The following is a 13,556-nucleotide window of genomic DNA, read 5'->3' on the forward strand; positions in this document are numbered from 1 at the left end:
GCCCGGTGCCGTCCGCGCGCCGCCCGTACCCGCGTCGGCCGCCCCACCGCCTTCACGCGCGGCCTCGCCCTCGCCGCCGCCCTGGCCCTCGTTCTCACCGCTCGCCGGATGCGTCGCGAGCCACCGCTGGATGGCGATCCGGGCGCCGGGCGTGTGCGCGTGGTCCAGCCACTCCCTGGACGGCTCGGAGGCCGGGTCCTGGCCCATGAGCAGTTGGACGGTGTCACCGTCCTTCAGGACCGTGCTGAGCCTCGCCAGACGGCCGTTGACGCGGGCTCCGATGCACGCGTGCGCGTCCTCGCCGTACTGCGCGTACGCGGCGTCCACGCAACTGGCTCCCTCGGGCAGGCCGAGCGTGCCGCCGTCGGGCCGGAAGACGGTGATCTCTCGGTCCTGGGCGAGGTCCTCACGCAGGGTGGACCAGAAGGTGTCGGGGTCGGGCGCGGCCTCCTGCCAGTCGAGGAGGCGGGAGAGCCAGCCGGGCCGGGTGGGGTCGACCCGCTCGCCGTCGCCGGCGGCCTGCTCCTCCGAAGGAGGAGCGTAGGGATTGCCGAGCGCGACGACACCCGCTTCGGCGACCTTGTGCATCTGGTGGGTGCGGATGAGGACTTCGGCGATCTGACCGTCCCCGCGGGCGACCGCGGTGTGCAGCGACTGATACAGGTTGAACTTGGGTACGGCGATGAAGTCCTTGAACTCCGAGACGACCGGCGTCAGACAGGTGTGCAGTTCACCGAGCACGGCGTAGCAGTCGGCGTCCTCGTTGACGAGGACCAGCAGCCGGCCGAAGTCGGCGCCGCGCAGCCTGCCGCGCTTGCGGGCGACGCGGTGCACGGAGACGAAGTGCCGGGGGCGGATGAGGACTTCGGCCTGGATGTCGGCCTCGCGCAGGACACCGCGTACCTCGTCGGCGATCTCGGCGAGCGGGTCGTCGGGGCGCGCCGCGTTGTCGACGATCAGTTCCCGGGTGTGCTGGTACTCCTCGGGATGGAGGATCGCGAAGACGAGGTCCTCCAGCTCGGTCTTGAGTGCCTGGACGCCGAGTCGTTCGGCGAGCGGGATGAGGACGTCCCGGGTGACCTTGGCGATGCGGGCCTGTTTCTCGGGCCGCATGACGCCGAGGGTGCGCATGTTGTGCAGCCGGTCGGCGAGCTTGATCGACATCACCCGGACGTCGCTGCCGGTGGCGACGAGCATCTTGCGGAAGGTCTCGGGCTCGGCGGCCGCGCCGTAGTCGACCTTCTCCAGTTTCGTGACGCCGTCGACGAGGTAGCGCACCTCCTCGCCGAACTCGTCTCGCACCTGGTCGAGCGTCACGTCGGTGTCCTCGACCGTGTCGTGCAGCAGCGAGGCCGTCAACGTCGTGGTCTCGGCGCCGAGTTCGGCGAGGATGAGGGTCACGGCGAGCGGGTGCGTGATGTACGGCTCGCCGCTCTTGCGCATCTGGCCGCGGTGCGAGGACTCGGCCAGCACGTAGGCGCGGCGCAGCGGTTCGAGGTCGGCGTCCGGGTAATGGGCACGGTGGGCCTCGACGACATGGCTGATCGCGTCGGGCAGCCGGTCGCGGGAGGCGGTGCCGAGCAGTGCGGCCCGGCCGAGGCGGCGCAGGTCGATCCGGGGGCGGGCCCTCCTGCGCGGCGCCGTGGGCGCCGTGGGAGCGGCGACTGTCGGCGTCACTGGGCCTGGGGTCACGGGGTTCGTGGCCTCCGCACTCATGGGCACCTCCGGCTGCGTGGACCGGCGGACGGGGTGCCCCATGGCGGACACGGCTCAGGGGATGGCGGACGATCCCCCGTCCGAGCCGGTGCTTGATGCTACCGAGCCCATCACGCGCGACCGACCGTCTCTCGCCGAGCGTGAAACGGATCACCCATTCGAGCGATGACGGAGAGGTTTACGGTTTCACGCCAAGGGAGTTGAGACCGGCCGTGGTTTCGCACGCACGTCTGGCGATCAGACGAACGCATCGCCCGCGCCCGGCCCCCGACGGCTGGGATGCCAAGCCTGCCGACCCTTCAGCGAGCCGCGTTTTCCAGCCACTCACGGTCGAACTCGCCCTCGGCGACGATCACCGCGGGACCGGTCATCTCGATCGCTCCGTCGGGCCGCTCGGTGATCACGAGCCGTCCGCCGGGCACGTCGACGGCGTAGGTCGCCGGAGTTCCGGTGACGGCCGGGTCGACGCCGTCCCTGCGGGCGGTCGCCACGGCGACGGCGCACGCGCCCGTGCCGCAGGAGCGGGTCTCGCCGACGCCACGCTCGTGCACCCGCATCGCCACATGGCGCGGGCCCCGGTCGGCGACGAACTCGACGTTCACCCCGTCCGGGTAGGCGGTGGCCGGGCGGAAGGGCGGCGGGGTGAAGAGGTCACCGGCGTGCGCGAGGTCGCCGACGAAGGCGACCGCGTGCGGGTTGCCCATGTTCACGTTCCGCGCGGGCCAGCTGCGCTCACCGACGGTCACCGTGACGTCCCCTTCGGGGAGGACCGCCTTGCCCATACCGACGGTGATGTCACCTGCGGCGAAGTCGCCGTCGGACCCGGTCTTGGCGATGTGCACGGTCTTCACGCCGCCGCGGGTGGCGACCGCGAGGTCACCTTCGGTGACGAGGCCCGCGTGCTGGAGATAGCGTGCGAACACCCGTACGCCGTTGCCGCACATCTCGACGACCGAGCCGTCGCCGTTGCGGTAGTCCATGAACCACTCCGCCTCGGCCGCCATCGCCCGCGCCTCCGGGTGGGCGGCGGAGCGCACCACGTGCAGCAGACCGTCTCCGCCGATGCCCGCGCGGCGGTCGCACAGGGCGGCGACGGCGGCCGGGGACAGGTCGAGGACGTTCTCGGGGTCGGGGACGATCACGAAGTCGTTCTCCGTGCCGTGACCCTTGAGGAAGGCGATCCGCGTGCTCATCCCTCGATCGTACGGGGTGGGCCCGACAAGCCCGACGTGGACGTGTGTCACCACTCTCGACGTCGAGGGGTTCGACAACCCCGACGTCGAGGGGTTCGACAACCCCGATGTCGAGAGGTACGACCATCCCGACGTGGACGGGAGGGTCAGCGCAGCCGGGCGACGCGCCAGACGGCGAGCACCCCGACCGCCGCGACCAGCACCACGTACATGAGGACCATGCGCCAGTCGGGCCTGCCTCCGGAACCCCGTGGCGGCAGTCCGGGCCAGGTGTATCCGACGCGGCGCGCGGCCATCATGCCCCAGCCGGCCGCGCACGAGCAGATCAGCAGGCCGAGCATGGCGATCACCGCGCCGCTGTCGCCGAAGTCGAAGGCCAGCGGGAAGGCGAACATCAGCGAGCCGGTCGCCGCGAGGGCCACGATGGGCGCGAGCTGCCAGATGCGCAGTCGGCGCTGCGGGCGCAGCTCGACCTCGACCTCGGGTCCGCCCGCGAACATCTCCTCGGGCTCGGGACCGTCGGCGGTCACGCCGTCCGGGATCTCGTCAGGTCCGTCGGGACTCAGTCGGTCCCCGTCCTGCTCCGCTGCACCGCTGTCGGTGGTGACGGGCTCGGTGCCTTGTGCGGTGTCGCGAGGGCCGGCCTCCATCGCCACGCGCCCTCCCAACTCGGACTCCACTTGGTCGATCGAAGCTCGATGATGGCATGGCCCAACAGGCCCGGATGACGGCCTGGGCGTCCCGATGCCATGACGTGATCAGGCTGTAACCGGTCGTTCGACCAACGCCAGCGCAAGGTGCGGAAGTTCTGTGAGGTCGGCCGCGGCCCCACTCAACCAGTGCACCCGCGGATCGCGCCTGAACCACGAATCCTGACGGCGCGCGAAGCGCTTGGTGGCACGGACGGTCTCCGCACGCGCCTCGTCCTGCGTGCACTCCCCCGCGAGCGCCGTGAGTACCTGCTGATAGCCGAGCGCGCGCGACGCCGTACGCCCCTCGCGCAGTCCCTGCGCCTCCAGCGCGCGGACCTCGTCCACGAGCCCCGCCTCCCACATCCGGTCGACCCGGCGCGCGATGCGCTCGTCGAGCTCGGGGCGGGCCACGTCGACGCCGATCTGCACGGTGTCGTAGACGGAATCGTGGCCGGGGAGGTTGGCCGTGAAGGGTTGGCCGGTGATCTCGATAACCTCCAGGGCCCGGACGATACGGCGGCCGTTGCCGGGCAGGATCGCCTGGGCGGCCTCGGGGTCGGCGGCGGCCAGGCGGGCGTGCAGCGCGCCGGAGCCGCGCAGGGTGAGCTCCTCCTCCAGCCGGGCCCTGACCTCGGGGTCGGTGCCGGGGAACTCCAGGTTGTCGACGGCCCCACGGACGTAGAGACCGGAGCCGCCGACCAGGATCGGCCAGCGCCCCAGGGCGAGCAGCGAGTCGATCCGTTCCCGGGCGAGCCGCTGGTACTCGGCGACCGAGGCGGTGACGGACACGTCCCAGACGTCCAGGAGGTGGTGCGGGACACCGGCCCGTTCCTCGGGCGTCAGCTTGGCGGTGCCGATGTCCATCCCTCGGTAGAGCTGCATGGAGTCGGCGTTGACGACCTCGCCGCCGAGCCGCTGGGCCAGGAAAACGCCCAGATCGGACTTTCCGGCCGCGGTGGGTCCGACGACGGCGATGACTCGGGGGGCGGGGGGTGCGCTGCTCACCGCCCCAGTCTCGCAAACCTCCGGGACTCCTCTCGAACGAGTTACGTGACGGCACTCGTTCGCCGTCGTTGCCCGTTGCGAGGTTCCGGCCGCCGATTCACCGAGGGCGGCGACCCGGGCGGCGCAATCGAACGCACCGGGTGACGCGGAATTTCGCCCGCACGAGTAACGTATGGAGTGGATATGGGCGTTTTTGCGCGGCTTCTTCGGAAGTCGAAAGCCACGGAGGAGACCACCGAGCAGGCCACCGAAGAGGCCGGCCACACGGCGGCTGCCACCGAGGAGCAGGTCGACGCTGTGGCGGCTGCATCCGAGGTGACGGTGGCGGAGACCGCCGCGGCGGCGGGGTCGGAGAAGGACCGGGACGCGGCGGAGTCGACGGCGTCGACGGAGGACGTCGTCGACACGGCTGAGGCGGACGGGGACGACAAAGTCACCGCGGCCGACGGTGTCGAGATCCCGAAGCAGCAGTCCGCCGAGGAAGCGGCCGACAGTGAGGTCGGTGAGGGCGCCCGCAGGTAACTGCCCGGCAGGGAAGGTGACCCATGGGTCTGATGGACAATTTGAAGGCCAAGCTCGCCCCGGCCAAGGACAAGGTCTCGGACCTCGCGCAGCAGCACGGGGACAAGATCCAGCATGGCCTGGACAGGGCCGCCAAGGCGGTCGACGAGAAGACCAAGGGCAAGTACAGCGACAAGATCCAGACGGGCACCGGCAAGGCCAAGGGCGCCATGGACCGCCTCGCTCACAAGGAAGGCCCGGAGGCGGGCGGCGGCAGTTTCGGCCCGGAAGCGGGCGGCGGCACCGTCGGCCCGGAGCGGGGCGGCGGCAGCGCCACCCCGCCGGGAACACCGCCACCGGGGTACTGAACAGCACGGCACGAGACAAGATGATCGGCGGACGGCCGGGGCGCTTCGGCGCTCGCGGCCGTCCGCCGTCATCCGCCGTCTTCCGCCGTCTTCCGCCGTCTTCCGTCGCCTTCCGCCGTCTTCCGTCGCCTTCCGCCGTCTCCGCCGTCACCAGCCCTGGTGACCGTCGGCCGTCCACGACCGGCGCAGCAGCCGTGGGCCCTACGTCCGGCCCCTACGGCGCCTGCCCCTCGGCCCCCTACGACCAGGCCGCGACCACGTACCCCACGCCGTACGGCGCGTCCTCGTACAGCAGCGTGCCGGTGAGACCCGCGTCCTCGGCCGCTCCGGCCAGCACCTGCCAGGTGGCCCGGCCGGAGGCCTTGAGTTCGTACGCCAGATCGACGTCCAGCGCCTTGAGGGCGGCGACGTCCGCCGCGCCCAGGGCACGCGCGGCCTCGGCGTCGAAGGGCTGCGCCCGCTCGTCGAGATAGCCCGGAGCCTTCAGCGTCCGGCAGGCGCTGGCGTCGCCCATCACCAGCAGCGCCACCCGGTCGGCTCCCGCGACGACATCCCGTCCGGATCGGATACACCGCTCGGCCGCCAGGGGTTCCCCCACGCCGAGTCCCTCGACCGGGGCGGCGGACCACGCGGTCCGCTCCAGCAGCCAAGCGGCCACCGCGAGGGAGGGCGGCAGGGCGCGCTCGGCGGGCGTTTCGCCCTCCCGGCCCGAGGTCGCGCCGTCCTGGACCGGCATCGCGACGCCCTGTCCGGGCGTCGCCTCGTCCTGGCTGACCGTCACTCCCTCCCGGCCCAGCGTCACGTCGAGATCGACGCCGAAGCCTCGGAACGACCCCCGCGCACCCTCCGGGTACGGGCCGCGCCCGCCCTGCTCGGCGGGCCCGACGACCACGAGCCGGTCGGGGCGGGCGGCGGCGAGCACTCCCAGGGCGTCCACGCAGGCGGCACGGGCGACGTCCAGCTCGGCCGCGGCGCCCGCGGCGACCTCGGGCACGAGCAAGGGCGGACAAGGGCAGACGGCGGCGGCGACAAGCATGACCCGCAGGGTAGCCGAGCGTTCGCCGACTGCCGGGCCCGAGCGGTCAGTCGCAGCCGCAGCCGCTGCCCGTGGCCACCGGCAGCGGGGCCGGCACGCCGATCTTGGGCAGGCCGAGCATGACGCCGGCCGACTTGGCCGCCTTCTCGACGTTGCGCTTCTCCCAGGCGTCCCCCGCGCGCGTGGAGCGCACGTCGAGGACCGCGCCCTCGGCGAGCAGGTGGTGCGGGGCGGCGTACGTGATCTCGACGGTGACGACGTCACCGGGGCGTACGTCCTGCTCGGGCTTGGTGAAGTGGACCAGGCGGTTGTCGGCGGCCCGGCCGGACAGCCGGTGGGTGGCGCCGTCCTTGCGGCCCTCGCCCTCGGCGACCATCAGCTCCAGGGTGCGGCCGACCTGCTTCTTGTTCTCCTCCCAGGAGATCTCCTCCTGGAGGGCGACGAGTCGCTCGTAGCGCGCCTGGACGACCTCCTTGGGGATCTGGTCGTCCATCGTCGCGGCCGGGGTACCGGGGCGCTTGGAGTACTGGAAGGTGAACGCCTGCGCGAACCGCGCCTCGCGCACCACGTGCATCGTCTGTTCGAAGTCCGCCTCGGTCTCGCCCGGGAAGCCCACGATGATGTCGGTGGTGATCGCGGCGTGCGGGATGGCCGCCCGCACCTTCTCGATGATCCCGAGGTAGCGCTCCTGACGGTAGGAGCGGCGCATCGCCTTCAGGACCGGGTCCGACCCGGACTGCAACGGCATGTGCAGCTGCGGCATGACATTCGGCGTCTCGGCCATGGCGGCGATGACGTCGTCCGTGAAGTCGCGCGGGTGCGGTGAGGTGAAGCGGACGCGCTCCAGACCCTCGATGCTCCCGCAGGCACGCAGCAGTTTGCTGAAGGCCTCGCGGTCGCCGATGTCGGAGCCGTACGCGTTGACGTTCTGGCCGAGCAGCGTGATCTCGGAGACGCCCTCGCCGACCAGCGCCTCGATCTCGGCGAGGATGTCACCGGTGCGGCGGTCCTTCTCCTTGCCGCGCAGCGCCGGGACGATGCAGAAGGTGCAGGTGTTGTTGCAGCCCACGGAGATCGACACCCAGGCCGCGTACGCGCTCTCACGTCGGGTCGGCAGCGTGGAGGGGAACGCCTCCAGCGACTCGGCGATCTCGACCTGTGCCTCCTCCTGCACGCGGGCGCGCTCCAGCAGGACCGGCAGCTTGCCGATGTTGTGCGTACCGAAGACGACGTCCACCCAGGGCGCCTTCTTCACGATGGTGTCGCGGTCCTTCTGCGCGAGACAGCCGCCGACGGCGATCTGCATGCCGGGGCGCTTGGTCTTCATCGGAGCGAGACGGCCGAGGTTGCCGTAGAGCCGGTTGTCGGCGTTCTCCCGGACGGCGCAGGTGTTGAAGACGACGACGTCAGCGTCCCCGTCCGCGTCCTCGGCGGCGCGCACGTAACCGGCGTCCTCCAGCAGCCCGGACAATCGCTCGGAGTCATGGACGTTCATCTGACACCCGTAGGTGCGGATCTCATAGGTCATCGAGGATCGAACGTCCACTGCCGGGCTCCGGTCGCTGCTGCTGGTCATGGCTCAAGGGTAGGCGGTCCCGGAAGGGCCCCCGGCCCGTCCGCGATCAGGCGCCCGGACCCGGGGACTCGACCATCAACTGGAGCAGGTCCCTCAGGCCGCGCCGCTGGGCCGGGTCCAGGGCGACCAGCGGATCGCTCGCGAAGCGCAGGCGAGCACGGAGGTCCTGCGCGGTCGCCCGGCCGGCCTCGGTGGCGGCGATGCGCTTGATCCGCCGGTCGGCCGGGTCGGGCACGCGTTCGACCAAGCCGCGACCCTGCAACCGGTCCACCATCCCGGTGAGGTTGGAGGGGTCCGCGCCCACGCGTTCGGCGATCCGCCGCATCGGGAGGGGTTCGTCCAGCGCGAGGAGCACCTTGACCTGCTGCGGCGTGATGCCGTGTTGGGCCGAGGCGGTTTCGTACTCGCGGTTGTAACGGTCGGTGATCTTCGCGAAGAGAGTGATCACCTCGGCGGTGAGCCGGTCGGGGGCGTCCATAGCGGGAGTCTAGGCCAGCTGATGCGTCACCACCATGGTTGACAATGATGGTGGTGGTCCATAACTATCTATCACCAGCACCCCCCCCGAAAGCCTGAAACTCCTGACAGAACGCCGGCCACTCCCCGCTCGCAAGCCCTCTGGCCCCCGACGCCCCGAAGAAAGGCAGTCATGTCCTCCCACACCGTCCTGATCACCGGCACCTCCTCGGGGATCGGCCTCGAAGCCGCCGTCGCCGCCGCGCGCGCCGGATGGACCACGATCGCCACGCTGCGTGACCCGGAGCGGGCCGGCGCACTGCGCGCCGCCGCGGACCGGGCCGGGGTCACGCTCGACATCCGTCAGCTCGACGTCACCGACCCGGCCTCGGTGACGGCCGCGGTCGAGGGCGTCGTCGCCGACCACGGCCGGCTCGACGCACTGATCAACAACGCCGGCGCCGGTCACGTGGGCACGATCGAGAACGAGACGGTCGACGACGTGCGCCGGGTCATGGAGGTCAACTTCTTCGGCGTCGTGCAGACCACCAAGGCCGCCCTGCCCCACCTGCGCGCGTCCGGCGGCAGGCTGATCACCGTCACCTCGGTCGGCGGGGTCGTCGGTCAGCCGTTCAACGAGGCCTACTGCGCCGCCAAGTTCGCGGTCGAGGGCTTCATGGAGAGCCTCGCCCCGGTGGCGGGCAAGCTCGGCGTGAGCGTCTCCGTCGTCGAACCCGGGGCGGTGGCCACCGAGTTCGTCAACAACATCGGCCTCGACCCGGAACGTCTGCTCGCCGCCGCGGGCGACTACGCGGAGCCGCTCCAGAAGTACGTCGCCCGTACCCAGGGCCAGTTCGCCCGTTCCGCCCAGACCCCGGAGCAGGCCGCCGTCACCGTGATCGAGGCGCTCACCGCCGAGCGACCCGCGTTCCGGCTCCAGACCTCCGCGTGGGCGCTCGCCTTCACCGCCACCAAGCTCGCGGACAACGACGGCTCGGCCGTCGTGGCGCTGACCGGCGGCTACCTCGGCTGACCGCGGCCCGCCCGCGTGGGTCCGCGACCCCGCACACCAACCGCCCGCGCGGGTCCGCGACCGCCCGCCCACGCGAACCCGCCGCACCACGAGCGCGCACAGCTCGCGTGGTCCGCGTCAGGTCATCGCCCCCGCAGAGCGCGCGCGGTCTCCCCGGTCCGCTCGCGGAGCAGGACGCGGAGCGTGTTGGCGTGCTCGTAGCCGACTTTGCGGGCGATGACCTCCAGCGGGAGACCGGTGGTGCGCAGCAGATGCGAGGCGCGCTCGACCCGAAGGTCCCGGACGAAGCCGACGGGTGAGGTGCCGAGCGTGCGGCGCACGGCGCGCTGGAGCGTGCGCTCGCTCACGCCGATGGCCCGCGCGCCCTCGGCGATCGAGATCGGCTCGTCCAGGTGGACCCTGGCCCAGCGCTCGAACTCCGCCAGGACCGGATCGCTCTGCGCCAGGGCCGCGGAGATGGTGTACGCCGCCTGGGACGGGCGCTCGTCGATGACCAGATAGCGGGCCACCAGATCCGCCACGGCCGGACTGCTCATCCGTACGATCGCGAGGGCGAGATCGACGTGGCCGAACGCCGCACCGGCCGTGGTCACCCCCTCGGACGTGGTGACCATGCGGCTCTCGTCGACCGTGACCGCCGGGTAGCGCTTGCGGAAGTACGGCGCGAGCCACCAACTCGTCGTGGCGCGGCGCCCGTCGAGGACTCCCGACTCGGCCAGCAGGAACGTGCCCGTGCAGGCGGAGGCGACGGGGGTGCCGCGTTCGCGGGTCGCGGCCACCATCCGTCGTACGGACGACGAGTCCGGGCCCGAGACATGCGCGATCAGCGCGTCGGGCCGCCGTTCGGCGAGCGCGGGCACCAGCAGCAGATCCGCGTCCACCGCCGTACTGACGGGGCGAGTCTCGACGACGTGCCCCGCGCCCGTACGGATCCGACGGCGAAAGCCGACCGTGGAGACCTTCCAGGCGGGCGGCGGCTCGGGGATCTCGTGCCGCATGCCGTTCGCCCCTTCGAGCACGTCCAGCAGGGAGGCGAGTCCGGAGTCGAAGACCCCGTCGTAGGCCAGCACAGCTACGTCCATGTCGGAAACGATATCGGAAGCGTCGTTTCCGACACTGGGAGAGGCACGTGGGAGCGACCTAGATTCGCTGGTGTCCACAGGAGACCAACCACAGGAGCGCGCCATGACGAAGCTCGGACTGCTGGCCCGGATCGAGGCCAAGCCTGAGTACGCCGACAAGGTCGACGCACTGCTGCGCGACGCGTTGCAGCTCGCGCAGCGGGAGGAACACACCGTCACCTGGTTCGCGTTCCGGCAGAGCCCCACCACCTTCGGCGTCTTCGACACCTTCGACGACGAGCAGGGGCGTCAGGGCCATCTCCAGGGCGCGATCGCCGCCGCGCTGATGGACGCCGCCCAGACCATGCTGAGCGAGGCGCCGGACATCCGGCCCGTCGATCTCCTGGCGGTCAAGCTTCCCTGATCCCGGCGGCCGCACGGCCATCGCACCGGTGGCGCCGGGCGGCAGCGCGGTATCCACGCCGCCGCCCGGCGCTCCGCACCTCGACGACGGCCCCCGAGCGGGGCCGGTAAAGGACGGAACCATGGCGCAGTCCGCCACCCGGCACCACATCACCACCGGCGACGCACCCGCCGGGACGGAGCTCCCGGCCGGGACCCGCTCGCGCACACACACCTGGCAACCTCCGGAGGGCTACGCGGTCGCCGGTGACCGAACCGGCCTCCAGCTGATCCGTATGAGCCTGGACGGCCGGCTGCCCGAAGCACCGATCTGCGGGACGCTCGGCTTCCGCCTGGTGGAGGCCGAAGAGGGGCGGGCCGTCTTCGAGGGCGAGCCCGGGGAGCACCTGTTCAACCCCATGGGCACGGTCCACGGGGGCTATATGGCCACCCTTCTCGACTCCGCGCTCGGCACCGCCGTGCTCACCGCCCTGCCGGCCCGGCGCGCGTACACCACCGTCCAGCTCGGCGTGAACATGGTCAGGCCGGTGTTCGCCACGACCCCGACGCTGCGCTGCGAGGGCAGGGCCATCCACGTCGGACGCACCACGGCGACCGCGGAAGCCCGGCTCGTCGGAGCGGCCGACGGCAGGCTGTACGCGCACGGAACGGCCACCTGCGCCGTGTTCGCGCTGCCCGAAACCGGCTGAACGGCCGGCCGGCGCTCCGCCTCACGGACTCACGGATCGATGAGTCCCGCCCGGATCGCGTACCGCGTGAGTTCCAGTCGGTCGCGCATGCCGAGCTTGTGCAGCAGGTTCGCGCGGTGCCGTTCGACCGTCTTCGCGCTGATGAAGAGCAGTTCGCCGATCTCCTTCGAGGTGTGCCCCTCGGCGACGAGCTTGAGGATCTCCTCCTCGCGGTCGGTGACGACCCGCTCGGGCAGGCCGTCGCCGCGGTGCAGACGGTCCAGATAGGAACGGACCAGGGCCCGCTCCGCGCCCGGGTAGATGAACGGTTCGTCACGCATCGCCGCCCGGCAGGCCTCCACCAGGTCGCGGTCGGCGACCGACTTCAGGACGTAGCCGACGGCCCCGGCCCTGAGCGCCTCGAAGAAGTACTGCTCGTTGTCGTACATCGTCAGGATCAGGATCCGCAGGTCCGGCAGACGGCGGGAGAGCTCGCGGGCCGCCTGCAGTCCGGTCATCCGGGGCATGGCGATGTCGAGGACGGCCAGGTCGACGTCGCCGGCGCGGGCCCGGGCCACCGCCTCGGCGCCGTCGCCCGCCTCGGCCACGACCGTGAGATCGGGTTCGCCCTCCAGGATGAGGCGCACTCCACGCCGTACGAGCGTGTGGTCGTCGGCGAGGAGCACACGGACCGGGGCGGCGACGGGCGTCATCGTTCCTTCGGTGGCGGGCACGAGGGGCGTCACGAGCCGGCTCCGGACGTGAGCGGGACCCGCAGGCGTACGTCGGTGCCCCGTTCGGGCGCGGGTCCCAGGGACAGCGCGGCGCCGATCAGCAGGGCCCGTTCGCGCATACCGCGTATACCGGACCCTTCCCGTCCTTCCTCCAGGCCCGTGCCGTTGTCGCGTACGAGGAGTTCGACGCCGTCCGCGACGGGACGGAGCCGGATCTCGGCTCGGTCGGCGCCGGAGTGCCGGACGGTGTTGGTGAGGCCTTCCTGGGCGACCCGGTAGAGCACGAGCTCCACCTCCTCGGTCAGCGGGGGCAGTTCGCCGGGGACCTGATGGCGTACGGCCAGTCCTCGTGTGCTGAACTCGGCCGCGAGCGAGCGCAGGGCGCTGGCCAGGCCCAGTTCCTCCAGTACGCCGGGGCGCAGCCGACGCGCCACGCGGCGGATCTCGTCGAGTCCGGACCGGGTGGCCTCCTGTGCCTGGCCCACCTCCTCGCGCAGTTCCTCGGGCGCCCGGTCGGCGACCCGCTTGAGCTGGAGGAGCACGGCGGTCAGGGTCTGGCCGACCTCGTCGTGGAGCTCCCGGGCGATGCGCCGGCGCTCGCGCTCCTGCGCGGACAGCGCCCGGGCCGCGCTGGTGGCGCGCTCGCTCTCGAGCCGGTCGAGCATCGTGTTGTACGTCGTGATCAGCGCCGCGGCCTCCGCCGGACCGGCGACGGGAGCGCGCGGTCCCGGGTGCAGCAGATCGGCGGTGGCCATGGCGCGACCGAGCCGTTGCAGCGGGGCGAGCCCGATCCGCAGCACGACCGCGTTGCCCACCAGCAGTGCCGCGAGGCCGGCGACGACGACCAGCGCCTCGTTCGGCAGTACCGGGGTCGACACGGTGACCGGACCCAGGAGCAGCGCGGCGGCCGCGACCAGGCCCGTGGCGTTGAGGGAGAAGATCCGCCAGAACAGCGACATGTTCCCGCCGCCGCCTCTCACCACGTCCGCGTACCCGTTCCCGCCGCTCGTCGTCTCGGCGACCGGCACCACCCCTACCAGCCTCTCCGTCCCCCGCCGGCCGTGTCCATCCGTCACAACACCCATGTCGTCACG

General features: G+C 71.8%; 15 protein-coding genes. 5 read left to right on the forward strand and 10 right to left on the reverse strand.

What is annotated here, in order from left to right; translation table 11 throughout:
• From ACFV0T_RS33360 to miaA, 4 genes are all read right to left on the reverse strand, one after another.
• Positions 1–1,716 (reverse strand): RelA/SpoT family protein (locus tag ACFV0T_RS33360; protein ID WP_385787536.1); only part of this gene is annotated, 1,716 nt, incomplete at its 3' end.
• A gap of 299 nt (positions 1,717–2,015) precedes the next feature.
• Complete coding sequence (dapF, locus tag ACFV0T_RS33365; RefSeq protein ID WP_385787539.1) at positions 2,016–2,909, reverse strand: diaminopimelate epimerase; 894 nt, start codon at positions 2,907–2,909, stop codon at positions 2,016–2,018.
• A gap of 146 nt (positions 2,910–3,055) precedes the next feature.
• Positions 3,056–3,559 (reverse strand): hypothetical protein, encoded by a 504-nt coding sequence (locus tag ACFV0T_RS33370; RefSeq protein ID WP_385787674.1) that lies wholly within the window; start codon positions 3,557–3,559, stop codon positions 3,056–3,058.
• Positions 3,560–3,667: 108 nt separating this feature from the next.
• Positions 3,668–4,606 (reverse strand): tRNA (adenosine(37)-N6)-dimethylallyltransferase MiaA, encoded by a 939-nt coding sequence (miaA, locus tag ACFV0T_RS33375; protein WP_385787542.1) that lies wholly within the window; start codon positions 4,604–4,606, stop codon positions 3,668–3,670.
• A 183-nt stretch (positions 4,607–4,789) separates the two neighbouring features.
• On the opposite strand from miaA, the gene ACFV0T_RS33380 reads away from it, so the two are divergent.
• Both ACFV0T_RS33380 and ACFV0T_RS33385 read left to right on the forward strand, forming a co-directional pair.
• A complete protein-coding gene (locus ACFV0T_RS33380; RefSeq protein ID WP_385787545.1) occupies positions 4,790–5,128 on the forward strand; it encodes a hypothetical protein in 339 nt (112 codons plus the stop codon).
• A 23-nt stretch (positions 5,129–5,151) separates the two neighbouring features.
• On the forward strand, positions 5,152–5,475 hold the full coding sequence (locus ACFV0T_RS33385; protein ID WP_385787548.1) for an antitoxin: 324 nt from the start codon (positions 5,152–5,154) through the stop codon (positions 5,473–5,475).
• Between the two features lie 238 nt (positions 5,476–5,713).
• Here the strand turns inward: ACFV0T_RS33385 and ACFV0T_RS33390 are convergent, their stop codons facing one another.
• The 3 genes from ACFV0T_RS33390 to ACFV0T_RS33400 are packed head-to-tail and all read right to left on the reverse strand — an operon-like array spanning position 5,714 to position 8,565.
• Positions 5,714–6,511 (reverse strand): class III extradiol dioxygenase subunit B-like domain-containing protein, encoded by a 798-nt coding sequence (locus ACFV0T_RS33390; protein ID WP_385787551.1) that lies wholly within the window; start codon positions 6,509–6,511, stop codon positions 5,714–5,716.
• A gap of 46 nt (positions 6,512–6,557) precedes the next feature.
• Positions 6,558–8,087 (reverse strand): tRNA (N6-isopentenyl adenosine(37)-C2)-methylthiotransferase MiaB, encoded by a 1,530-nt coding sequence (gene miaB, locus ACFV0T_RS33395; RefSeq protein WP_385787554.1) that lies wholly within the window; start codon positions 8,085–8,087, stop codon positions 6,558–6,560.
• 46 nt (positions 8,088–8,133) lie between these two features.
• Positions 8,134–8,565 carry a MarR family winged helix-turn-helix transcriptional regulator gene (locus ACFV0T_RS33400; RefSeq protein WP_385787557.1) on the reverse strand — a complete coding sequence of 144 codons (432 nt, stop codon included), beginning with the start codon at positions 8,563–8,565 and terminating at the stop codon, positions 8,134–8,136.
• A 171-nt stretch (positions 8,566–8,736) separates the two neighbouring features.
• Here ACFV0T_RS33400 and ACFV0T_RS33405 point away from each other — a divergent pair, with 171 nt between their 5' ends.
• Positions 8,737–9,576: an SDR family oxidoreductase gene (locus tag ACFV0T_RS33405; protein ID WP_385787559.1), complete on the forward strand. Its 840-nt coding sequence runs from the start codon at positions 8,737–8,739 to the stop codon at positions 9,574–9,576.
• 122 nt (positions 9,577–9,698) lie between these two features.
• Here ACFV0T_RS33405 and ACFV0T_RS33410 read toward each other — a convergent pair whose 3' ends face one another.
• Positions 9,699–10,658, reverse strand: coding sequence for a GlxA family transcriptional regulator (locus ACFV0T_RS33410; protein ID WP_385787562.1), 960 nt, complete (start codon positions 10,656–10,658; stop codon positions 9,699–9,701).
• Positions 10,659–10,761: 103 nt separating this feature from the next.
• Between ACFV0T_RS33410 and ACFV0T_RS33415 the strand changes: the two genes are divergently transcribed.
• The gene (locus ACFV0T_RS33415; protein ID WP_385787565.1) at positions 10,762–11,061 is read left to right on the forward strand and encodes a putative quinol monooxygenase; all 300 of its coding nucleotides are present in this window, start codon (positions 10,762–10,764) and stop codon (positions 11,059–11,061) included.
• Positions 11,062–11,182: 121 nt separating this feature from the next.
• Positions 11,183–11,749: a PaaI family thioesterase gene (locus ACFV0T_RS33420; RefSeq protein ID WP_385787568.1), complete on the forward strand. Its 567-nt coding sequence runs from the start codon at positions 11,183–11,185 to the stop codon at positions 11,747–11,749.
• 29 nt (positions 11,750–11,778) lie between these two features.
• On the opposite strand, the gene ACFV0T_RS33425 is transcribed toward ACFV0T_RS33420, so the two are convergent.
• The gene (locus ACFV0T_RS33425; RefSeq protein WP_385787677.1) at positions 11,779–12,441 is read right to left on the reverse strand and encodes a response regulator; all 663 of its coding nucleotides are present in this window, start codon (positions 12,439–12,441) and stop codon (positions 11,779–11,781) included.
• Positions 12,442–12,470: 29 nt separating this feature from the next.
• On the reverse strand, positions 12,471–13,421 hold the full coding sequence (locus ACFV0T_RS33430) for a histidine kinase (protein WP_385787680.1): 951 nt from the start codon (positions 13,419–13,421) through the stop codon (positions 12,471–12,473).
• Positions 13,422–13,556 lie beyond the last annotated feature (135 nt).

This window comes from Streptomyces sp. NPDC059582 (assembly GCF_042735715.1).
Lineage (GTDB): Bacteria > Actinomycetota > Actinomycetes > Streptomycetales > Streptomycetaceae > Streptomyces.

Excerpts from the sequence above, each read along its gene's own strand:
- ACFV0T_RS33400 (WP_385787557.1), bottom strand. The coding sequence starts at position 8,565 with ATGGACGCCCCCGACCGGCTCACCGCCGAGGTGATCACTCTCTTCGCG.
- ACFV0T_RS33405 (WP_385787559.1), top strand. The coding sequence starts at position 8,737 with ATGTCCTCCCACACCGTCCTGATCACCGGCACCTCCTCGGGGATCGGC.
- ACFV0T_RS33430 (WP_385787680.1), bottom strand. The coding sequence starts at position 13,421 with ATGTCGCTGTTCTGGCGGATCTTCTCCCTCAACGCCACGGGCCTGGTC.
- dapF (WP_385787539.1), bottom strand. The coding sequence starts at position 2,909 with ATGAGCACGCGGATCGCCTTCCTCAAGGGTCACGGCACGGAGAACGAC.
- ACFV0T_RS33415 (WP_385787565.1), top strand. The coding sequence starts at position 10,762 with ATGACGAAGCTCGGACTGCTGGCCCGGATCGAGGCCAAGCCTGAGTAC.
- ACFV0T_RS33390 (WP_385787551.1), bottom strand. The coding sequence starts at position 6,511 with ATGCTTGTCGCCGCCGCCGTCTGCCCTTGTCCGCCCTTGCTCGTGCCC.
- miaB (WP_385787554.1), bottom strand. The coding sequence starts at position 8,087 with ATGACCAGCAGCAGCGACCGGAGCCCGGCAGTGGACGTTCGATCCTCG.
- ACFV0T_RS33410 (WP_385787562.1), bottom strand. The coding sequence starts at position 10,658 with ATGGACGTAGCTGTGCTGGCCTACGACGGGGTCTTCGACTCCGGACTC.
- ACFV0T_RS33425 (WP_385787677.1), bottom strand. The coding sequence starts at position 12,441 with ATGACGCCCGTCGCCGCCCCGGTCCGTGTGCTCCTCGCCGACGACCAC.
- ACFV0T_RS33385 (WP_385787548.1), top strand. The coding sequence starts at position 5,152 with ATGGGTCTGATGGACAATTTGAAGGCCAAGCTCGCCCCGGCCAAGGAC.
- ACFV0T_RS33420 (WP_385787568.1), top strand. The coding sequence starts at position 11,183 with ATGGCGCAGTCCGCCACCCGGCACCACATCACCACCGGCGACGCACCC.
- ACFV0T_RS33370 (WP_385787674.1), bottom strand. The coding sequence starts at position 3,559 with ATGGAGGCCGGCCCTCGCGACACCGCACAAGGCACCGAGCCCGTCACC.
- ACFV0T_RS33380 (WP_385787545.1), top strand. The coding sequence starts at position 4,790 with ATGGGCGTTTTTGCGCGGCTTCTTCGGAAGTCGAAAGCCACGGAGGAG.